The organism is Paraburkholderia sp. SIMBA_053 (assembly GCF_046534895.1).
Taxonomy (GTDB): Bacteria; Pseudomonadota; Gammaproteobacteria; order Burkholderiales; family Burkholderiaceae; genus Paraburkholderia; species Paraburkholderia caledonica.
Genome location: NZ_JAWRXU010000001.1, coordinates 77,511 through 95,451, shown reverse-complemented (window position 1 = coordinate 95,451; position 17,941 = coordinate 77,511). Strand labels below are relative to the sequence as shown.

The window sequence follows — 17,941 nt, the reverse complement described above, 5'->3', positions numbered from 1 at the left end:
TAAGGGCGTCAGACGCTCCACGCCGCGTTTTGCAAGACAAGCCGATAGCCGTCGGCATCCTCGAATGTCCGTCCCGACACGTCCCAATATGGATTGAACGACTTTACGCGAACAAATCCATTTTCGACAAGACGATTGCCCATTGCACTCCACTCCTGTCGATCCGGTACGTAAAACACGAGCAAGTCCTCAATCGTTGGTCGAGGCAGCACGGGGTGTTCGCCGCAATGGGTGAACTCAAAATGATAGCCCATGCCGGGACTTCCAAGCATCACTCCGTCGAAGCCCTGATGGTCCTGAAACCTCGCGAGCACCGCCAGGTTAAGCCCTACACAATACATGCGTTCGGTAAGGACTAGATCGCGAACGGGCCGAGCGACTCTGAGATGCATCTTCATCGAACAGGCCTTATGAATATGGCTGCAAAGGTATCAAACATTGGCTTGCGATACCAGGCGAGCGAGCGGCCGGAGTTAGCCCGAAGCCAGTCGGTTACCCTAGCTCTTAATTCGCAGGGTCATAGTAATGTCGTCGACTGAGCGCCCGGAAATACGAAATCTGTCATCGCGCTGTCCAATTTCAACAAATCCAAAGTATCGATAAAGGCTGATCGCAGCCTGGTTATCGCTGAACACAGACAGGTCGATCCATTCAATGTGGTTACGTGTCGCGAATTCTATGGCTTCCAGCATCAAGTTTCGCCCAAGGCCTCTGCGATAAAAGCCCTCCTCGACGCCGATACCAAGAGTGGCGCGATGTTTCTCTGACGGTATGCTGGATCCGTTCAGGTCAAGATGTGCGATGAAGCGTGCATCGGGGCCTTCAACCGCCCACACCCTCATCCATGTTGGCTGAGGCAAAGGTATTGAGAGGCGATCTTCGAAGCGAGCGCGACGCTCGGGTAATTCGAAATCGGCGGCTTCCAGAGGCGAAAAAAATGGCCGTCCGTCGCGCCCCGATTCAGCGATCTGCCGGGTTAGATGTTCTGCCCAACGCTTGAAGTCAACAGGCGTTAGGGCAACGGTCGTCAGCATTTTCACCTCCTTGAATGATTAACACAGGAGGATTGTCGCCGATGTTGGCAGTCACGCGGAATGACTGTTAATGGTCAAACTTTACCAGGTACCGTCGGGCCTAAAATTAATCGGGATCGACTCAACGCGCTGTTGCATTGCCCGGCTCCTGACACAAGCTGGCTAATCGCCCTTGTTGCCGAAAACCCATCGCCTTGTATATTGCTCCGGCATGGCTGCTTTCATCTGCGACCATGACGAGCCGGTCAGACCGTCCGGCGGCCCGCCTGATAACCTCAGTCACCAAGGTTTTGCAAACATTCCGGTTTCGATGCTGTGCCCCTGTAATAACGGACTGGAAACGCCCAATGCCGTCAAGAAAGAACAGACCCAGGCTTCCTACCTGCTCATTATCGATAAAGGCTCCCCACCAGTTTCCGCGACCACGTTCAATCAGGCTCCTGTAAGCCCTCTCTTGATGCGCCATGTAACGTTGTGAGCTAATGCTCGTTGGGTTTGGCGTGTGGGCGAGTTGCATTCGGGACCAATCGTCCCAGTCGCGCTGCATGGTAAAAGGGCGCACGTTGACCAACGGGTTGGTCGCAACCGGAATGATCTCATCCGGATGGGCCACCAGCACCCGGTAGACAGTCGCGTCGTAGCCTTGTTCCACGAATGCGTCGAAGGTCACTTCGCTGTCGGCGCTTTCCGGCCACATAAACGTCCGGTGTGCAATCAGCGGTGGTGTCCCGACGAGGTCGCCGAAGTCATGCTCCAGCAATTCCAGGTCACTTGCTGAGGGTCGCTGCCGCAGAACAAGCATGTTGCCGAAGAAGTATTCAGGCGCGTCCGGTGTGCGGACGACGACATAGTCATCCCTTGACTCGACCACCCCGATATCGGTGTGCAGCAATAGATCGGTAGCGAGACCAAGGTTACCGGGAAAGTGTCGCATTTCTAGCATCGTTGACAACGAACGGAAATCGTTCCTTCGATTTTATGCGGATTGATCGTTTAGCCAATTGGATCAGAACGTGTTGGCGGCCTCGTCGAAATCCAGCCGCATAAGATGCGATTGTCAGCGATCCAGCCGGTCGTGTCGACCGGCCGAAATTAGTCGATCTTTGCCGACTCACAAGACATCCCAGCGAGGCGCAGCATCACAATGCCGGGACTCATGCCATGGCTGACTCAGCGCACCGGTAACTGGCCCGCGTTCGCACGGCTCGCACATTGGACTTCGTGACTGCGCTGCCGGATCAGCCGATCCTGCCGCAGTCCCCAGAAGTACGTGACAGCGAGACAGGGCAACAGCGATACGATCGAATACCCGACGCCCGCAAGCGGGTTGCCCGTCAGATTGACGAGCGAGAGACTGATCAGCGGGAGAAAGCCGCCGAACAGCACATTGCCGAGCTGTTGCGACAATCCGAAGCCCGTGGTTCTGCTTTGCGGCGGAAAGCATTCGGCGATGAACGCCGGCAGCGGCGCCATGATCATCGCCGTCAGGACAGCCAGCAACGCGACGAGCAGCGTCACCATGGCCCAGCCGCCAGCGAGCGCATTCGTCCTGATGCCCGCGAAAGCCGGATACGCCGCAATTATCCACAGCACGATGCCGATCAGCATCACACGCGAGCGGCCGATCGCATCGGATAGACGGCCGAACACCGGATATAGCGGCGCGGCCACGACGATAGCAATCCCGAGACACAGGTTCGCGCGCGAAGGTTCGACCTTCAACACGTTCTGCAGGAAGTACAGCATGTACACGATCGACGTATAGAGCGACACCGACGTTCCGCCTTGCGCGCCGAACATCGCGACGAGAATCGCTTTCCACGATGTCGCGCTCGACAAGGTGTCCTGCAGCGGCGATTTCGACAGACGGCCCGCCTGCTTCATCTCGGCGAACACAGGCGTTTCCGTCATGCCGAGCCGGATCCATGTCGCCACCGCGACGATCGGCGCCGAGATCAGGAACGGGACGCGCCAGCCCCAGGATTCGAATGCCGATGCATCGAGCGCGAACTTCAGCGCCGACACGATCGCCAGCGCCAACAACAGTCCGAGGCTCGCGGTACTTTGAAGCACGCTCGTCGCCATGCCTTTTCGGCCCGCGGGCGCATGCTCCATCACGTAGACGACGGCAGAGCCGTATTCGCCGCCGAGCGCGATGCCCTGCACCACGCGTAGCGTGACCAGTCCTATCGGTGCGAGCAAGCCGGCCATTGCGTAGGTCGGCAGGCAGCCGATGCCCACTGTCGCGATGCCCATGATCGCGAGCGTGATGACGAACGTCTTCTTGCGGCCGATGCGGTCGGCCATCGGGCTGAAGATGATCGTGCCCAACGGCCGCGCTACATACGCGATGCCGAAGGTGGCAACGCCAGCCATTGTGGCGACGGTCCGGTCCGTCGATGGGAGAAACAAGTGCGTCAAAGTCGATGTCAGCGCGACATACACGAAGAAATCGTAGTACTCGAGCATGGTGCCGATGCTCGACGTCGCGATGATTCGCAGCATGCCGGGCTGCGGATCGCGGGCTCCGGAAGTGGTGGACATGGTCGTCTCCTGTGATTCAGTTTGTAAGGCCCCGCGCGATCGACGCGGTGGCCGTATCGCGCATCACATGTGTGTGCGCTTCTTCTCCGCCTGCCGCTCCAGAAACCGGCCGACAGCCTCTTTGTGCTCGCGGCCGCACAATAGAATGGCTTGCATGCTTGCCGCCATTTCGAGCGTCGTCGAAAGCGATACATCGGCCGCTTCGCGCACGAGCCGCTTGGCCATGCGCAGCGCCGTCGGCGGGTTCTGCGCGATGCGCTTCGCCAGCGACCGTGCGTCGATGTCGAGCTCGTCCTCCGGCACCACCTTCGAAACGATGCCAAGACCCAGCGCCGCTTCAGCATCGATGAACTCGCTGGTCAGCGTCAATTCCAGCGCCTTCGAATAGCCCACGCTCCGCACGAGGAACCACGATCCGCCGATGCCCGACACCAGTCCGAGCCGCAAGAAACTCTCGGCGAACACGGCTTTTGTGCTCGCCACGCGGATATCGCACATCAGCGCAAGATCGCATCCAGCTCCGACTGCGGCGCCATTCACCGCGCACACGGAAGGCACATCGAGACCGCTCAATGCGCGCGTGATTCTGTGGAGGCTGCGATGCAGGCGCTCGCGTACAGCCTCGACACTGCCGCTCATGAGATCGCTGCCGCTTTGCATGTCCTTCACATTGCCGCCCGTACAGAAGTGCGGCGACGACGAACGCAGCAGCAAGCAGTGCACGTCGGGCCGGTCATTGATCTGTTCGAGCACGTCCGACAGCGCCTCCGTCATCGCGACGTTCAGCGCGTTGCCATCGCTCGGGCTGTTGAGCGTGAGCGTGAGCACACCGTCATCGACGGACGATTCGACCAGTGAACCGGCATGATTTGGATGAGTTGACATGAAGAAGTCTCCTGATTGTTTTCCCGGCCACTACCGGTTCTGAAACGCGGCCTGACGGCGTTCCAGAAACGCCGCCATGCCTTCTTTCTGATCGGCGAGCGAAAAGCCCGCGTGAAATAGCCGTCGCTCGAACAACAGTCCTTCCGACAGCGACGACTCATACGCACGATCGACGGCCTCCTTGATCGCGACGATCACCGGCAGCGAATGACGCGCGATCTGTTCGCCGACGCGCATCGCTTCGTCGATCAACCGCTCGCGCGCGACGACCTTCGACACGAGTCCGTAAGCCAGTGCCTCCTGGGCGCCAAGCGGCTCGCCGGTCAGACACGCGAGCATCGCGGTCGATTTTCCGACCGCGCGCGGCAGACGCTGCGTGCCGCCCGCCCCCGGCACGATGCCGAGTTTGATCTCGGGCTGGCCGAAGAGCGCGTCGTCCGCGGCGATGACGATGTCGCACATCATCGCCAGTTCGCAACCGCCGCCGAGCGCATAGCCGCCTACCGCCGCGATGATGGGTTTGCGGACCGTGCGGATGCGGTCCCAGCTACGGCCGATGTAGTCATCCGAGAAGGCGTTTGCGTAATCGAGCTTCCACATCGCGACGATGTCCGCGCCGGCGGCGAAAGCTTTGTCGGACCCTGTCAAAACGGTCGCGTGAACCTGCGGGTCGGCTTCATTGCGCAGCAGGACGTCGATCAGCTGATCCATCAACGCGTCGGTCAGAGGATTCAGCGGGTTGTCCGACGCGAGACGCACGAGCGCGACCCGCCCGCGTCGTTCACTGCGGATCATCGCGGCGCTCATGCGCTCACCTTGCGGTCTTCATCGCAGGTGTCGCGAGTTGCGCGGCCCACGCGGATAACCCCGGCGTTCAGCAGGCCCGCGATCTCGCTTTCAGCGAAGCCGTATCGCTCCAACATCTGCAGCGTGTGCTGGCCCGTCAGCGGCGCGGGCGAGTCAGGCGCGCTCGGGCGATCCGATGGACCAAGGGCGAAACCGTGCGTGCGCATGGTGCCCACGACCGGATGATCGATCGTCTGTGCCAGTCCGCATTCAGCGTACTCCGCTGTTTCGATAACATCGCCGTAGGTTGCGACGGGCGCGCATAGAATGTCGCGCGCCGCGAGCCGTTCCATCCAGTCCGCAGTCGTGCGTTCGACGAAACGCGCGGCGAGTATGTGATGGAGGATCGCGCGATGGCGCACGCGATCATCGTTGGTAGCAAATCGCGGATCCGCTTCGAGCGACGACGAATCGAGCACCTCACATAGCGCGTGCCATCGTTCCGGATGGTAGGCGACCACCATCATCCAGCCGTCCTGCGTTGGGAACGCTTCGTTTGGGCACGCATAAGGCGCAGCACTGCCGGTCTTTTCCGGCTCTCTCCCGGACGCGAAGAACGCGGCGAAGCCGATTTGCTGCAGCATAAGCGTCGCGTTGTAGAGACTCACGTCGAGATGCTGCCCGCCGCCGCCCGCGCGAACCTGATGCAGCGCGCCGAGAATTGCGATCGACGCGAGATAGCCGCCCATCATGTCGGCGACGGGGATCGGGACTTTAAGCGGTTCGGCGTTCGTCGTGCCGAGCGTGCTCATCAGACCGCTGACGGCCTGAATCACGCCATCCACGCCAGGCCGCTTGCGATTCGCGCCCGTCTGGCCGAACGCGGAGATCGAGCAGTAGACGAGCCGGGGATTCAGTTGCCGCAATGCGTCGAAGTCGAGTGCCATCGACGCCATTACGCCCGGCCGGAAGTTTTCGACCAGCACATCCGCCTCGAGCACCATGCGGCGAACGGCATCGCGTCCTGCATCGGTTTTCAGATCGATCGCGACGCTGTACTTGTTGCGGTTGACGCTGATGAAGGCCGGGCTTTCACCGCTTATCCACGGCGGTCCGATACGCCGCCCGATCTCGCCGCCGGGCGGCTCAATCTTGACGACGTGCGCGCCGAGATCGGCGAGCGTCATCGAACAGACCGGTCCGGCGAGGACGTGCGAGAAATCGATCACCCGCACGCCGTTGAGGCTGTCTCTTGGCATTTGTGATTGTCCTGTCTCGTGACTCGCCACTGCGACGAATCATGCTGACGAGAATAGGTACTCACCGGCCTGCCGGACAATCTACAATTTGGAAACAAGCCGTTGACTTTTTGTTAAAAGGTCGGCGACTCGTCAAAGTTATTCGCTGAGCAACGTAAGCAGCCATCGGCGAAAAATCTTCAATGCATCCGATTGCGGACGCCCCGTGGGCCACGCGAAGTAGTAAGTGTGATGCCCGCGATCGAGCTCGAACGAAAACGGTGTGACGAGCACACCGCTTTCGAGTTCACCACGCACCAGCGCCTTCTGCGCGATCGCGACACCGTGCCCTTCTATCGCCGCCTGGTACGCGAGCAGCGACGTTTCGTAGCGCATCTCGCGGCGTCGCGCGTTCAAAGGAAGACCCGCCGCCTTCAGCCACAAGGTCCAGTCTTCCGGGCGCGCGAGCGTGTGCAGAAGCGTTTCGCCCTGCAACTGCGCGCGGGCCTTGACCTGTCTGGAAGGAGCTGCCACAGGCACCAGCTCGTTCGCGATCAGACGTTGCACACGCAGGCCGGGCCACTTGCCGTCACCTAACTGAATGCCGCCGTCAATGTCCTCACGCGCAAAATTCAGCGGAGCCGGGGATGTCGTGAGTTGCACGTCGATGTTTTCGTGCAACCGATGAAAGCTCGCGAGACGCGGAATCAGCCAGCGCACCGCGAAGGTCGCAGGCGAGCGGATCTTGAGCACACGCGCACGCCGCTCGGACGATCGCAGGCTGCCGGTGGCTTCGCGCAGCGATGCGAACAGCGGCATGAGTTCCGCCAGATACCGCGCGCCTGCCGACGTCAGTTCCAGCCGTCCTTTCACCCGTTCGAATAGATCGACGCCCAAGTAAGCTTCGAGCGTACGCACCTGCCGGCTGACGGCGGCGGGCGTTACGGCCAGCTCGTCAGCGGCCTTGGAAATGCTCAACAGGCGCCCGGTCGCCTCGAACGCCCGGGCGGGATTTAACGGGGGAAGCAGTGCTCGACGTTCCATGGTCTATCCGTCTAGAAGCATATGGGGATTGTGGCTCGAAATGCCCGAAGGAAGATTCGGCAGGTGGCAGCTCGCCGAAGCACCGACGAGCGACGACGGAGCAAGAGGCTATTCCGGCAACGTGCAAATCGCGCAGGTCTTGACCAACAGAATGCCAGGGCAGAGTCGCGAGGGCCATTTTTGGCGGCTGAACGGCAAACGGCAGCATACGCCACGGTGCTCGGCTTGACCATTGGGCCGCTTTGGCACTGAATGAGCCGTTCGAATGGCAGCTAGCTGCTGCCATTCCGATATGTTCGACTGTGATTTGGCGTTTGCTTCGGGCACGTCGTTGATCAGACCGGAGACCGCTCCCCCTCTCGCAACATACCGATCAAAGCGCGCAAGCCCGCCGGAATGTGTCGACTGCCAGGAAAGTAAAGGAACAGGCCGGGTATAGCCGGGCACCATTCGTCCAGCACCACCGATAACCGCCTGCGCGCCAGCGCCGCGCACGCATATGGCTCGGGAACATACGCAATGCCAAGTCCATCGATGGCTGCCTCGACCATCAGCGTGCTGTTATCGAGCGTGAGCGCGCCGGGTGGATCGATGACGCACTCCTGCCCATGCTGCGCAAACTCCCAGCGATAGCGTTTTCCGCTAGGAAGACGCTGCCGGATGCAGCGATGCGCGTGCAAATCCTCCGGTGATTCCGGCCGCCCGCATTTGCGCAGATAACGCGGCGACGCCACCGCAACGAAGCGCATGTCCCCGCTCACGCGTACGGCGATCATGTCCTTGGGCAAGGCCTCGCCCAGTCGTACGCCCGCATCGAACCCTTCCGCGACGATATCGGAAAGCCGCCCGTCCGCCACCAGATCCAGTTCCATAAGCGGATATTTCGCGAGAAACGGCGGCACTACCGTGCGCAGCAGATGACGGATCGCACCTTCGCTGCCGTTGATGCGCAGCGAGCCGCGCACTTCACCCTCGGAGCGCGAGACGTCGTCGAGCGCATCATCGAGCTCGCTCAATGCGGGACGCAGACGCGCCAGCAGGCGTTCGCCGGCATCGGTGAGCGACACGCTTCGCGTTGTCCGATGCAGCAAACGCACGCCGAGATCGGCTTCGAGACCGCGCATGGCATGACTCAGCGCCGAACGCGATACGCCGAGTTCGCCCGCCGCCTGAGCGAAACTGCGCCGCGCGGCAACCGCCATGAAAGATTGCAGATCCGCTAGAGTGGGTTTGGCCATTGTTGAATATATTTCACCTCGTCATGCCGATTGATAGTGATTCTCACACATATGTTAACGGCCTAGCATAGGATTTTGATCGTGGAACGGAGATTCGCAATGAGCAAAAACTGGCTGATTACAGGCGCGTCGAGCGGACTGGGGCGCGGACTCGCGGAACGTGCTCTCGCCCGGGGCGACAGCGTGGTCGCGACACTGCGTAAACCCGGCGCACTCGACGATCTGCTCGCATCGCATCCCAGGAGGCTCCGTATCGTCGAATGCGACGTGACGGATCTGGACGCCATACGCCGTGCCGTCGCCCAAGCCTTCGACGCATTCGGGCGAATCGATATCGTCGTGAGCAATGCGGGTTACGGCCTCTTCGGCGCGGCGGAAGAACTCAGTGATGCGCAGATCGACCGGCAGATCGCGACCAACCTGACTGGCTCGATGCAGCTGATTCGCGCTGTCGTCCCGCGTCTGCGCGAGCAAGGCGGCGGGCGCATCGTGCAGGTCTCGTCAGAAGGCGGGCAGATCGCGTATCCAGGCTTCGGCGCGTATCACGCAACCAAGTGGGGCATCGAAGGTTTCGTGGAGGCCGTGGCGCAGGAAGTCGCGCCCTTCGGCATCGACTTCGTGATCGTGGAGCCAGGTCCGACGCGCACGAATTTCGGCACGGGACTGGATGTCGCGGCGGCGCTGCCGTGTTATGCCGATACGCCTGTTGGTGAAATACGCCGCGCGCTCGACGGCGGCTACTTCGAATTTGCTGATGCTGCGAAGACCGTCGAGGCGATGCTTGCCACCATCGACGAGCCGAATCCGCCTCAGCGTCTCGTGCTCGGCAAGCTCGCCTACGAGCACATTCGTGACGCGTTGACCAGGCGCCTCGCAAGCGTCGAAGCGCAGAAGGCGATCGCGTTGTCTGTGATGGAAGACGCGTAACGAAGCAGCCCTGCAATACTGCGGCTCTTTTACTGAGGATCGCGAACAATCTAATTCATAAGGGGGCGCGGGCATTTGATCCACCTTTTCTAGCGGACGGCTCCGCGTCCGGTGCTTACGCGCGGCGGACCACCGCAGATTTCTTGCCTTTCCGTGAGACAGCGCGTTGGCCGGCCTCCTTCAAGGCGCGATGACAGCTGCCAAGGAGTTCCACCAGCCGTGTCTCGCATTCGGAAATCGAGTATCCGCGCCGCTGCGAGATCATGAAAGTAAGCGGGCGCATGTGCCATGCGCGCCGTTTAAGTTCGACAAGTGTTCCATTCGCGAGGTCGTCCTCAACCAGATGATGCGGCATGTGTCCCCAGCACAAACTTCCTCTCAACAGGTCGTGCTTCGCGCCCAGGTCGTTCACCAGCCACTGGCGTTCACTGGCGACACCCTGTTGCGTCTTTTCCGCATCCGGCTGATTGTCTGTTACGACGAGCTGGATGTGCCGGCCAAATTCCTCTCGCGGGATGGACCCCGTGATTGCGGCCAGCGGATGCGATGGCGCACAAACAGTGACCATTTGCGCTTCGCATAAATGCTGCCTTTCGATGGTCCCGGGGCTTAGCTCCGGCACGTCTGTGATCGTCACCGCCAATGCGCACGTACCATCGAAAACCAGCCGCTCGCCGCCCTGCATGGTCGTCATGCGCAGATTGATCGCAACCGTTGGGAAGTCCGCCTGCAAGGTGCGCAGGCATTCGATCAGGTGCGCACGCGGGAAATAGACATCGACGGCAAGCGACACTTGCGGCACCCCGGCTTCGGCAATCGAAACCGCACGCATCTTCATCTCTTCGGTGCGCGAGATCACCCCCCGAGCATCCGGCAGAAGGCTGCGGCCCGCGGCTGTCAGCGTCGCTCGGCGAGTGTTGCGCTCGAACAGCACCACATCGAACGCACCTTCGAGCGCGCTGATCGCGTGACTGATCGCCGACTGTGCACGTCTTAATTCCCGTGCGGCTCCTGAAAAACTCCCCTGATCGCAGACCGCGACGAAGGCCCGGAGCTGGTTGATGGTGACGTTGTCGAGCATGATTATCTAAAAAGTAGATGGTTTTAATGCATCTTTAGTCAATTGTCTTCATGGGTCAAGAGCTAGAGAATGGTCTTCTCCATTTTCGAAGGACGCACGACGTGAACAGACTGAATGGCAAGACCGCTGTGATTACTGGCGGTGCGACCGGCATTGGCCTCGCAGCGGCCAGGCGCTTTATTGACGAAGGCGCATTCGTCTTCATCTTCGGCCGCCGGCAGGAAGCGCTCGACGCTGCCGTGGCAGACCTCGGGCCTCGTGCCCGCGCGGTGAAGGGTTCGGTCTCCGACCAGGCCGATCTCGACAGGCTTTACGCAGCGGTGAAGGCCGAGCGCGGCAACCTCGACATCGTATTAGCCAATGCCGGGGCAGGAAGCGCGCTTCCGCTCGGCCAGATTACTGCCGAGCACATCGACGAAACCTTCGAAACCAATGTGAAGGGTGTGATCTTCACGGTTCAGAAAGCGCTGCCGCTGATGGGCGAAGGCGGGTCGATCATCCTGACTGGATCGAGTGCGGGCACCACGGGCGCTCCGGCAATGAGCGCTTATAGCGCGAGCAAAGCGGCCGTGCGCAATCTTGCGCGGACCTGGGCGGTGGATCTGAAGGGCACCGGCATCCGCATCAACGTGCTCTCGCCCGGGGCGACGGCGACCGAACTCGCGAAGGAGGCGCTCGGCGAGGAAGGCCAGAAGGTCTTCGCCTCGATGACTCCGCTGCAGCGCATGGCTGATCCCGCCGAGATCGGAGCGGCCGCTGCCTTTCTGGCGTCGTCGGACAGCAGCTTCATGACTGCCAGCGAGCTCGCCGTCGACGGTGGCCTCGCGCAAATCTGACGCGCGATCCAATCATCAACACATCCACGGAAGAAAATCAGATGGGACAAGCTCTTAAAGGAAAAACTGCCCTCGTTACCGGGGCATCGCGAGGCATCGGCCGCGCCATTGCTGAGCGTCTTGCAAAGGATGGCGCGACGGTCGCGCTGACCTACAACGCCAGCAAATCGGGCGCCGACGAGGTGGTCGCGGCGATCGAGAAAGCTGGGGGCACTGCGTTCGCGATCCACGCGGACCTCGTTGACGCGGCGGCCGTCCCGGCGCTGTTCGAGAAACTCGACGACGAGTTCACCAAGCGGAACGGAAGCAGAACCCTCGACATTCTGGTCAACAACGCTGGAAATTCCGGCTGGTTAGGCTTCAAAGATGCGACGCCAGAAAGTTGGGATACCTTAATGGCGGTCTATGCCCGCGCACCCTTCTTCATTGTTCAAGCCGCTCTGGACCGTCTCGCCGACGGCGGACGCATCATCAACATTTCTTCCGCTGCCTCGACCAAGCCCGTGACCGTTGCGCCGGTCTACTCGATGGCGAAGGCGGCCATCAACAACCTGACGCATGCGCTCGCGTCCGAACTTGGGCCGCGCGGAATTTCTGTGAACGCCGTCGCGCCGGGCTACACGCGAACGGACGCGAATGCCGCCTTGCGGGAGGACCCCGAAGTCGTGAAGGCGGCCGAGGCCAACATCGCGCTGGGACGCTTTGGCGAGCCTTCGGAAATCGCCGCCGTCGTGGCGTTCCTCGCTTCCGATGATGGTCACTGGGTGACCGGCCAGACAATTGAGGCGAGCGGCGGCTACAAGCTCTGATCGCGCCGAAAAATCGAAGGAGGAAAGATGAGTTACGCAATTATCGGCTTCGGCAAGATCGGTCGTGCTCTTGCCAGGGCATTTGCCCGAAGCGGCATCGAAGTATCCGTTGCAACCACGCGCGACCCGGAGAGCTTCGCCTCCGATGCGGCGTCGATCGGACCCACGATCGTCCCCCGGACACTGGCGGACGCCGTCATGGCGGACACGTTATTTCTGGCGGTCCGTTTCGAGTCGTACCCGGAGGTTGCCAGGGCGCTTCCCACCTGGGACGGAAAGACCATCGTCGATGTGACCAATGCCTACGGCGTGCCTCCTGAGGCTCTGGGGGGAATGCCTTCTTCCAGAGCCGTCGCACAAGCCTTCCCGGGCGGACGGCTGGTCAAGGGCTTCAATCATTTGCCTGCTGCCGTCCTTGAAAAGGATCCCGCCGTAAATGGTGGAAAGAGAGTCGTGTTCCTCGCGAGCGACGATAACGGCGCCGCAGCGGAGGTCGGCGCGCTTGCGGAAAAGCTCGGCTTCTCGCCGATTACCCTCGGCGGGCTTTCGGAAGGAGGACTGCTAGTTCAGGCGCGCGGAAACAGCTGGGGTCAACTGATCTTTAAGGACCTCGTCAGGTTCGGCTGATGAATCAGACCGTCGCCGGATTCTTGGCCCGCGTGCACATGTGATGAATTGGAACCGGAGAACTTCGATGAGCATTGAAGAGAATGTCCAGGTCGTCAAAGACCTCTTTGCAGCAATCAGCGGCGGCGATAAGCAACGTATGCTCGAGTTGTGTGCCGAAGATATCGAGTGGATCATTCCGGGCGACAACTGGCCGCTGGCCGGTACGCGCCGCGGGCATGCAGGATTGACGGATCTGCTTCAGACGCAATCCGAAACGGTGGAGACTTCGTTGACGCAGCCCAGTGAATTCGTCGCGCAGGGAGACCGGGTTCTGGTTATCGGCTTCGCCAAGGGAAGAATCATAGCCACCAATAAAACGTTCGAGGACGACTGGGTGTTCGCCATTACCGTTCACAACGGCAAAGTGTCGAAGATCCGCGAGTACATCGACACGCAAGCATTGGCACGGGCTTCGGCACCGGCATGAACGGCGCCGGTCATTGCTCGCGCAGATAGTCGTACCGGTGCGCGAGCCATCGCCTACCGGTTCATTCGCCAGAATGAAGTACTGGTCCTTGGTTTCGTGGTCGCGACCGCACAGCCACCGCTTTATGCCTGCCAGGAATGACTGTTATCGACGGCGCCTGCCTTCTTCGATAAGGCACTGACCTCCATCATTTGCTCACCGTCAACCAACAGGACAAAAACGATGAGCAACTTCCAAACCTACACGATCGATAACGCACCGGCCGCTTCGAAGGCCGGCCTCGAAGACACGAAGCGGGCCTTTGGCTTCGTGCCCAACCTTCAGGCGCACATGGCGGAGTCGCCCGCACTGCTGGCCGGTTACTCGGCGCTGTGGGACCTGTTCTCAAAGAGCACGCTGACGCCGCATGAACAGCAGGTCGTCTACCTGACCTCGAACTTCGAGAACAACTGCCACTACTGCATGGCCGGTCACAGCACGCTGGCAAAGATGATCAAGATGGACGCAGGCGTGATCGCCGCGCTGCGCGCCGGCACACCGCTGCCCGATGCAAAGCTCGAAGCGCTGCATCGCTTCACGACGCTCGTAGTGCGCGAACGTGGCTTCGTCCGGGACGCCGATGTCGACGCGTTTCTCGCCGCCGGATACACCCGTCAGAATGTGCTCGAAGTGATTCTGGGCGTAGCGACCAAGGTAATGAGCAACTACACCAATCACATCGTCCATACCGAGCTCGACAGCTTCATGGCCGGTAACGAGTGGACCAGGCCGGTCGCCGCCTAAGCCGTCTCGGGGAGCCGTTCGCGGCTCCCGCCAACCCGATACCGAAGCTCAAGTACACGCGCATCGCAGCCGCGCTGAACGCAGCCCGAATCTGCGGCCACGCTGTTCCTCAATTTCACTATTTCCCTCACGGAGAACACTCATGTCGCTGCAAGAGAAACTCGATGCATTCCGCGCCGACTTCAAGGCAGGCAAACCGCCGTTCAATGCACCGCCGGAGATTCATCCGGTGATGGAGCGCGCTACCGCAGAACTGATAGCAAGCGGACAGGCGAGCCGTGCGATCAAGGCGGGCGACCGCGCGCCGCATTTCAACCTGAAAGATCAGGACGGCAACGACGTGTCTTCCGCTGCGTTGCTGGTGAAGGGCCCGCTGGTGGTGACGTTCTATCGCGGCGTCTGGTGCCCGTACTGCAATATCGAATTGCAGGCGATCAACGAAGCGCTGCCGCAGATTCAGGCCTATGGCGCGAACGTCGTGGCGATCTCGCCGCAAACTGCGGTCAATAGCCGAAAATCGGTGCGCACCAACGAACTGGGTTTCCCCGTGCTGAGCGATGTGAATGGGCAGACAGGCGCCGACTTCGGATTGCGCTTCGCGTTGCCCGACTATCTGGTCGAGTTGTACAAGAATCTGAGGAACGATCTGCCTGCGTTCAATGACGACCCGGGCTGGACCTTGCCGATGCCGGCGCGCTACGTCATCGGGAAGGATGGGATCGTGCTGTATTCGGAGGTCAACCCGGACTACACGCGTCGTCCGGACCCGTCGGACATGTTCCCGGTTCTGGAAAAAGCGGCCTTCATGACGGGTCAAACGCTTTACGTCGACGGCGGAGCGTCAATCGGCAAGCTCGCTTTCTGAGGGTGCGCCGCCGGTGCCGCTGTCAGCGGCACCGAGTGTTTCTTCGACGAAGGCGACGAACGCTCGCGCCTTCGCACTCACCAGCCGTCCAGCCGGGAACACCGCCCACAGGTCGATCGAGGGCAATTCCCAGTCGGTCAATACCGCTTGAACCGAGCCGTCGGCGAGTTCCGGCGAGAACATCCATTCCGACGCAATCGCAAGGCCTAGTCCGCCCAGCACCGTGGTGCGCATGCCTTCGGCGGCGCTGACGCTGACGCGCCCGGACACGACTACCGCCACTTCCTTGCCGTGCTGGCTGAACGCCCACGACTCCCCGCCGCCTCGCAACGAGTAGACGATGACCTGATGCTGACTGAGATCCGCGGGCGTCTTCGGCACGCCCGCTTCGGCGAGATAGGCAGGCGTCCCGACAACCAGTCGACGGCTTTGCGCAATGCGGCGTGCCGTCATCGTCGAATCATCGAGCGATCCCATGCGCAGTGCAACGTCCACGCCTTTTTCGAGCAGGTCGATGGTGCGATCGTCCAGCACGATATCGATCTGCAGGTTCGGATGCCGGTCCAGAAACGTCTTGAGCGCAGGCAGGATGTGCAGGCGCGCGAAGGTCACGGCCGCACTGATGCGCAGCACACCGGATAGTCCGGTCGACGCGTCGCGCGCGACGTGTTCGGCGAGATCCACCTCTTCGATTGCGCGCCTTGCGTGCTCATAGAAGCGCTGTCCCGCATCGGTTGGCGTAAGACCGCGCGTCGAGCGCAACAGCAGCCGCACGCCGAGTCGCTCCTCGAGTTGCGCGATCGACTTCGACACGGCCGGTTGCCCCAGTTTGAGCCGCTTTGCGGCTGCCGAGAACGAGCCCGCCTCCACGACGCTGACGTACGTTTCCATTGCTGCCATCCGGTCCATTCGGCTGCTTCCCCTTGAAGGACGATGAAGTCCGTGTCGTGGCTGAGATGTGTTCAGCCGGAAGTCTAGCGCGTCAGGGCATGGGGTCGATCAAATTGCTGGGGACCCGTCTTTGTGATCTGTGGCCGATCACGCAGACAGTCCGCAAAACAGTCGGCCCCGCCGCAGGCAATGCTGCGGCGGGGCCGGTTGGCGATGCGTGCAGTGCGGTTCAGATACCCGGCGCTGCTTTATGCCTCAGTGCTTACACATTCGGCGTCGCGCTTTGCGGGTCCGCCGGCGTGGCGGGATCGGGACTCTGAAGCGCCGGTGCATAGAGAATCACGTTGGGCAGCCGCGGGTTGGCCGTGTCGGTGCTATCTCGCACGCGCGACTGGATGGTCGTGTTATCCGTTACGCCCCAGAAGTTGTTGGTGAAGTCCAGAGAACGAAGCGTGGACGCGTTATAAGTGCCGTGAGACTCGATCACGAGGCGATTCCCATTCGGTGAGTCCTTCTTGAAGAGGAACGAGTTCCGTTGCGCAACGCCGGTGGGCGCCTGTCCATTGGCAGGGAACGCGTCGATCAACACGAGCGGATCGACCATGTTGATGAACAGATTGTTTTGCACGAAGACCGACGGATCGAAAGCGAAGGCCGCGGAGTCCACGAACGTATTGCCTTTCACGGTCGCCGACCTGCTCAAGCGCGGGTAGCCGTTCGTGCCGGCTTCATAAGTCGTCACTCCGTTGCGAACAATTGGCGTCACGTTCATGTGCGTGGCCTGGCTGTATGTCATCGAGAAAGGCGCGGCGTCGTTGATCTGCACGAACGCGTCCTGCAACACTGTATGCGTGATGCTCACCGTGCCGTTACCCGCGTCCTGCGCCAACGACGTGTTAGCGGCCGTCACGCCCAGCAGTTGAACCGGACCCTGGCTTCCCACGTTGAGCGTGCCCGCCACGTTGATGATGCCTTTGGTCGGGATCGTACCCACACAATCGGCCTTGCATGGCACTGCGCGGTAAGTCTCCACGATCGTGTTATCGGGGATAGTCAACGTGACGCCCGGCGCCACCCGCACCGTGCCGGCGAGAAAATACGGAGAGCCGCTCGCCGGCCAGGTGGTGTCCGCGGTGATCACGGTTCCGTCGGGAATGACCGTCTTCGGCTGCACGTAGACATACGCGGTAACGAGATTGCCGCTCGCATCGATGCAGACTTTCGTGGGGTCGGTCGTATACGGACCGTCGGTACATGCCTTGGGACTCGTGGACGAAGGTGCCGAAGACGCCGTGGTGGCGCTGTTGCCGCCTCCCCCGCCGCCGCCACAGGCCGCGAGCAGAAGGGCAAAGAGTAAGCCTGGATATTTTTTCATTTGAAGGTCCCCGTATCGCGCTTATCGTTTTCGAATCTCACTGGTGTGTACACATCAGCGATTCGTGCGACGGATCTTCACATGCCCCGCCTGCGCCAACTGCGGTCTGGGACACAAAACATCGCGATTGGCGATGTCGCTGCTCGAATCGCCTCTCGCGACTTTCAGGCACTGCATATGCTCTGTTACGCCTGCGGCGCGGTGACGGTCGCTTCGCCCCAGCGACGGGGGTCAACTATCCAAGGAGCAAAACATGCGAGGCATTCAATCGATGCTTGTACTTCTGGCCGCATTGGCCGTTTCCGGCACGGCGAGCGCGCAAGCAGGCGGCAATGGCAACGGCGGATCGGGCGGCGGCAACGCCCACGGCGCAGCGACGGCGGGCCCGACTGCCGGCGGAGACAACACGTCCGCGCCGACAAGTACCCACTCGACCCATCATCGTTCGCACAAGCACGCCAAGCATCAGAAGCAGCCAGACACGCAGTAATGCGAGGCACAGCGGGCGT

Annotated in this window: 20 protein-coding genes; 8 read left to right on the top strand and 12 right to left on the bottom strand. The window is 61.0% G+C overall.

The genetic code is table 11. The features are described from left to right. Positions 1 to 8: 8 nt before the first annotated feature. From SB753_RS00410 to SB753_RS00370, 9 genes are all read right to left on the bottom strand, one after another. A complete protein-coding gene (locus tag SB753_RS00410) occupies positions 9 to 398 on the bottom strand; it encodes a glyoxalase (protein WP_410798445.1) in 390 nt (129 codons plus the stop codon). 99 nt (positions 399 to 497) lie between these two features. Continuing rightward, positions 498 to 1,034 carry a GNAT family N-acetyltransferase gene (locus tag SB753_RS00405; RefSeq protein WP_410798444.1) on the bottom strand — a complete coding sequence of 179 codons (537 nt, stop codon included), beginning with the start codon at positions 1,032 to 1,034 and terminating at the stop codon, positions 498 to 500. A 121-nt stretch (positions 1,035 to 1,155) separates the two neighbouring features. Next, complete coding sequence (locus SB753_RS00400) at positions 1,156 to 1,968, bottom strand: GNAT family N-acetyltransferase (protein ID WP_410798443.1); 813 nt, start codon at positions 1,966 to 1,968, stop codon at positions 1,156 to 1,158. 236 nt (positions 1,969 to 2,204) lie between these two features. Further along, a complete protein-coding gene (locus SB753_RS00395; RefSeq protein WP_408472846.1) occupies positions 2,205 to 3,578 on the bottom strand; it encodes an MFS transporter in 1,374 nt (457 codons plus the stop codon). Positions 3,579 to 3,641: 63 nt separating this feature from the next. After that, the gene (locus tag SB753_RS00390) at positions 3,642 to 4,463 is read right to left on the bottom strand and encodes an enoyl-CoA hydratase-related protein (protein WP_410798441.1); all 822 of its coding nucleotides are present in this window, start codon (positions 4,461 to 4,463) and stop codon (positions 3,642 to 3,644) included. A gap of 30 nt (positions 4,464 to 4,493) precedes the next feature. After that, positions 4,494 to 5,270 (bottom strand): enoyl-CoA hydratase-related protein, encoded by a 777-nt coding sequence (locus SB753_RS00385; protein WP_410798440.1) that lies wholly within the window; start codon positions 5,268 to 5,270, stop codon positions 4,494 to 4,496. Next, complete coding sequence (locus SB753_RS00380) at positions 5,267 to 6,508, bottom strand: CaiB/BaiF CoA transferase family protein (protein ID WP_410798439.1); 1,242 nt, start codon at positions 6,506 to 6,508, stop codon at positions 5,267 to 5,269. The genes SB753_RS00385 and SB753_RS00380 overlap by 4 nt, the downstream gene beginning before the upstream one ends. 138 nt (positions 6,509 to 6,646) lie before the next feature. Continuing rightward, the gene (locus SB753_RS00375; protein WP_088176268.1) at positions 6,647 to 7,531 is read right to left on the bottom strand and encodes a LysR substrate-binding domain-containing protein; all 885 of its coding nucleotides are present in this window, start codon (positions 7,529 to 7,531) and stop codon (positions 6,647 to 6,649) included. 335 nt (positions 7,532 to 7,866) lie between these two features. Continuing rightward, positions 7,867 to 8,769: a LysR family transcriptional regulator gene (locus SB753_RS00370; protein WP_204521290.1), complete on the bottom strand. Its 903-nt coding sequence runs from the start codon at positions 8,767 to 8,769 to the stop codon at positions 7,867 to 7,869. A 99-nt stretch (positions 8,770 to 8,868) separates the two neighbouring features. Here SB753_RS00370 and SB753_RS00365 point away from each other — a divergent pair, with 99 nt between their 5' ends. After that, entirely contained in the window at positions 8,869 to 9,696 is an 828-nt protein-coding gene (locus SB753_RS00365; protein ID WP_410798438.1) for an SDR family oxidoreductase, read from the top strand. Between the two features lie 115 nt (positions 9,697 to 9,811). On the opposite strand, the gene SB753_RS00360 is transcribed toward SB753_RS00365, so the two are convergent. After that, entirely contained in the window at positions 9,812 to 10,777 is a 966-nt protein-coding gene (locus SB753_RS00360) for a LysR family transcriptional regulator (protein ID WP_410798436.1), read from the bottom strand. A 101-nt stretch (positions 10,778 to 10,878) separates the two neighbouring features. Between SB753_RS00360 and SB753_RS00355 the strand changes: the two genes are divergently transcribed. The 6 genes from SB753_RS00355 to SB753_RS00330 all read left to right on the top strand — a co-directional run bounded on the left by SB753_RS00355 (position 10,879) and on the right by SB753_RS00330 (position 15,166). Beyond that, positions 10,879 to 11,613, top strand: coding sequence for an SDR family NAD(P)-dependent oxidoreductase (locus tag SB753_RS00355; RefSeq protein ID WP_410798434.1), 735 nt, complete (start codon positions 10,879 to 10,881; stop codon positions 11,611 to 11,613). Positions 11,614 to 11,654: 41 nt separating this feature from the next. Continuing rightward, positions 11,655 to 12,422, top strand: coding sequence for an SDR family NAD(P)-dependent oxidoreductase (locus SB753_RS00350; protein ID WP_408164913.1), 768 nt, complete (start codon positions 11,655 to 11,657; stop codon positions 12,420 to 12,422). 27 nt (positions 12,423 to 12,449) lie between these two features. Next, entirely contained in the window at positions 12,450 to 13,049 is a 600-nt protein-coding gene (locus SB753_RS00345; RefSeq protein ID WP_410798432.1) for an NADPH-dependent F420 reductase, read from the top strand. A 67-nt stretch (positions 13,050 to 13,116) separates the two neighbouring features. Further along, positions 13,117 to 13,518: a nuclear transport factor 2 family protein gene (locus SB753_RS00340; protein ID WP_410798431.1), complete on the top strand. Its 402-nt coding sequence runs from the start codon at positions 13,117 to 13,119 to the stop codon at positions 13,516 to 13,518. Positions 13,519 to 13,740: 222 nt separating this feature from the next. After that, positions 13,741 to 14,301 carry a carboxymuconolactone decarboxylase family protein gene (locus tag SB753_RS00335; RefSeq protein WP_204521284.1) on the top strand — a complete coding sequence of 187 codons (561 nt, stop codon included), beginning with the start codon at positions 13,741 to 13,743 and terminating at the stop codon, positions 14,299 to 14,301. A gap of 142 nt (positions 14,302 to 14,443) precedes the next feature. Next, complete coding sequence (locus SB753_RS00330; protein ID WP_410798429.1) at positions 14,444 to 15,166, top strand: redoxin domain-containing protein; 723 nt, start codon at positions 14,444 to 14,446, stop codon at positions 15,164 to 15,166. Here the strand turns inward: SB753_RS00330 and SB753_RS00325 are convergent. Both SB753_RS00325 and SB753_RS00320 read right to left on the bottom strand, forming a co-directional pair. Beyond that, on the bottom strand, positions 15,143 to 16,075 hold the full coding sequence (locus SB753_RS00325) for a LysR family transcriptional regulator (RefSeq protein WP_410798427.1): 933 nt from the start codon (positions 16,073 to 16,075) through the stop codon (positions 15,143 to 15,145). The two genes, SB753_RS00330 and SB753_RS00325, sit on opposite strands and share 24 nt — an antisense overlap. Positions 16,076 to 16,319: 244 nt before the next feature. Further along, positions 16,320 to 17,432 (bottom strand): hypothetical protein, encoded by a 1,113-nt coding sequence (locus SB753_RS00320; protein WP_410798425.1) that lies wholly within the window; start codon positions 17,430 to 17,432, stop codon positions 16,320 to 16,322. Between the two features lie 253 nt (positions 17,433 to 17,685). Between SB753_RS00320 and SB753_RS00315 the strand changes: the two genes are divergently transcribed. Then, a complete protein-coding gene (locus SB753_RS00315) occupies positions 17,686 to 17,922 on the top strand; it encodes a hypothetical protein (RefSeq protein WP_020067532.1) in 237 nt (78 codons plus the stop codon). The last annotated feature ends 19 nt before the right edge of the window (positions 17,923 to 17,941 follow it).

Excerpts from the sequence above, each read along its gene's own strand:
- SB753_RS00385 (WP_410798440.1), bottom strand. The coding sequence starts at position 5,270 with ATGAGCGCCGCGATGATCCGCAGTGAACGACGCGGGCGGGTCGCGCTC.
- SB753_RS00380 (WP_410798439.1), bottom strand. The coding sequence starts at position 6,508 with ATGCCAAGAGACAGCCTCAACGGCGTGCGGGTGATCGATTTCTCGCAC.
- SB753_RS00360 (WP_410798436.1), bottom strand. The coding sequence starts at position 10,777 with ATGCTCGACAACGTCACCATCAACCAGCTCCGGGCCTTCGTCGCGGTC.
- SB753_RS00325 (WP_410798427.1), bottom strand. The coding sequence starts at position 16,075 with ATGGACCGGATGGCAGCAATGGAAACGTACGTCAGCGTCGTGGAGGCG.
- SB753_RS00350 (WP_408164913.1), top strand. The coding sequence starts at position 11,655 with ATGGGACAAGCTCTTAAAGGAAAAACTGCCCTCGTTACCGGGGCATCG.
- SB753_RS00365 (WP_410798438.1), top strand. The coding sequence starts at position 8,869 with ATGAGCAAAAACTGGCTGATTACAGGCGCGTCGAGCGGACTGGGGCGC.
- SB753_RS00410 (WP_410798445.1), bottom strand. The coding sequence starts at position 398 with ATGAAGATGCATCTCAGAGTCGCTCGGCCCGTTCGCGATCTAGTCCTT.
- SB753_RS00375 (WP_088176268.1), bottom strand. The coding sequence starts at position 7,531 with ATGGAACGTCGAGCACTGCTTCCCCCGTTAAATCCCGCCCGGGCGTTC.
- SB753_RS00335 (WP_204521284.1), top strand. The coding sequence starts at position 13,741 with ATGAGCAACTTCCAAACCTACACGATCGATAACGCACCGGCCGCTTCG.
- SB753_RS00315 (WP_020067532.1), top strand. The coding sequence starts at position 17,686 with ATGCGAGGCATTCAATCGATGCTTGTACTTCTGGCCGCATTGGCCGTT.
- SB753_RS00405 (WP_410798444.1), bottom strand. The coding sequence starts at position 1,034 with ATGCTGACGACCGTTGCCCTAACGCCTGTTGACTTCAAGCGTTGGGCA.
- SB753_RS00330 (WP_410798429.1), top strand. The coding sequence starts at position 14,444 with ATGTCGCTGCAAGAGAAACTCGATGCATTCCGCGCCGACTTCAAGGCA.
- SB753_RS00390 (WP_410798441.1), bottom strand. The coding sequence starts at position 4,463 with ATGTCAACTCATCCAAATCATGCCGGTTCACTGGTCGAATCGTCCGTC.
- SB753_RS00345 (WP_410798432.1), top strand. The coding sequence starts at position 12,450 with ATGAGTTACGCAATTATCGGCTTCGGCAAGATCGGTCGTGCTCTTGCC.
- SB753_RS00370 (WP_204521290.1), bottom strand. The coding sequence starts at position 8,769 with ATGGCCAAACCCACTCTAGCGGATCTGCAATCTTTCATGGCGGTTGCC.
- SB753_RS00320 (WP_410798425.1), bottom strand. The coding sequence starts at position 17,432 with ATGAAAAAATATCCAGGCTTACTCTTTGCCCTTCTGCTCGCGGCCTGT.
- SB753_RS00340 (WP_410798431.1), top strand. The coding sequence starts at position 13,117 with ATGAGCATTGAAGAGAATGTCCAGGTCGTCAAAGACCTCTTTGCAGCA.
- SB753_RS00400 (WP_410798443.1), bottom strand. The coding sequence starts at position 1,968 with ATGCGACACTTTCCCGGTAACCTTGGTCTCGCTACCGATCTATTGCTG.
- SB753_RS00395 (WP_408472846.1), bottom strand. The coding sequence starts at position 3,578 with ATGTCCACCACTTCCGGAGCCCGCGATCCGCAGCCCGGCATGCTGCGA.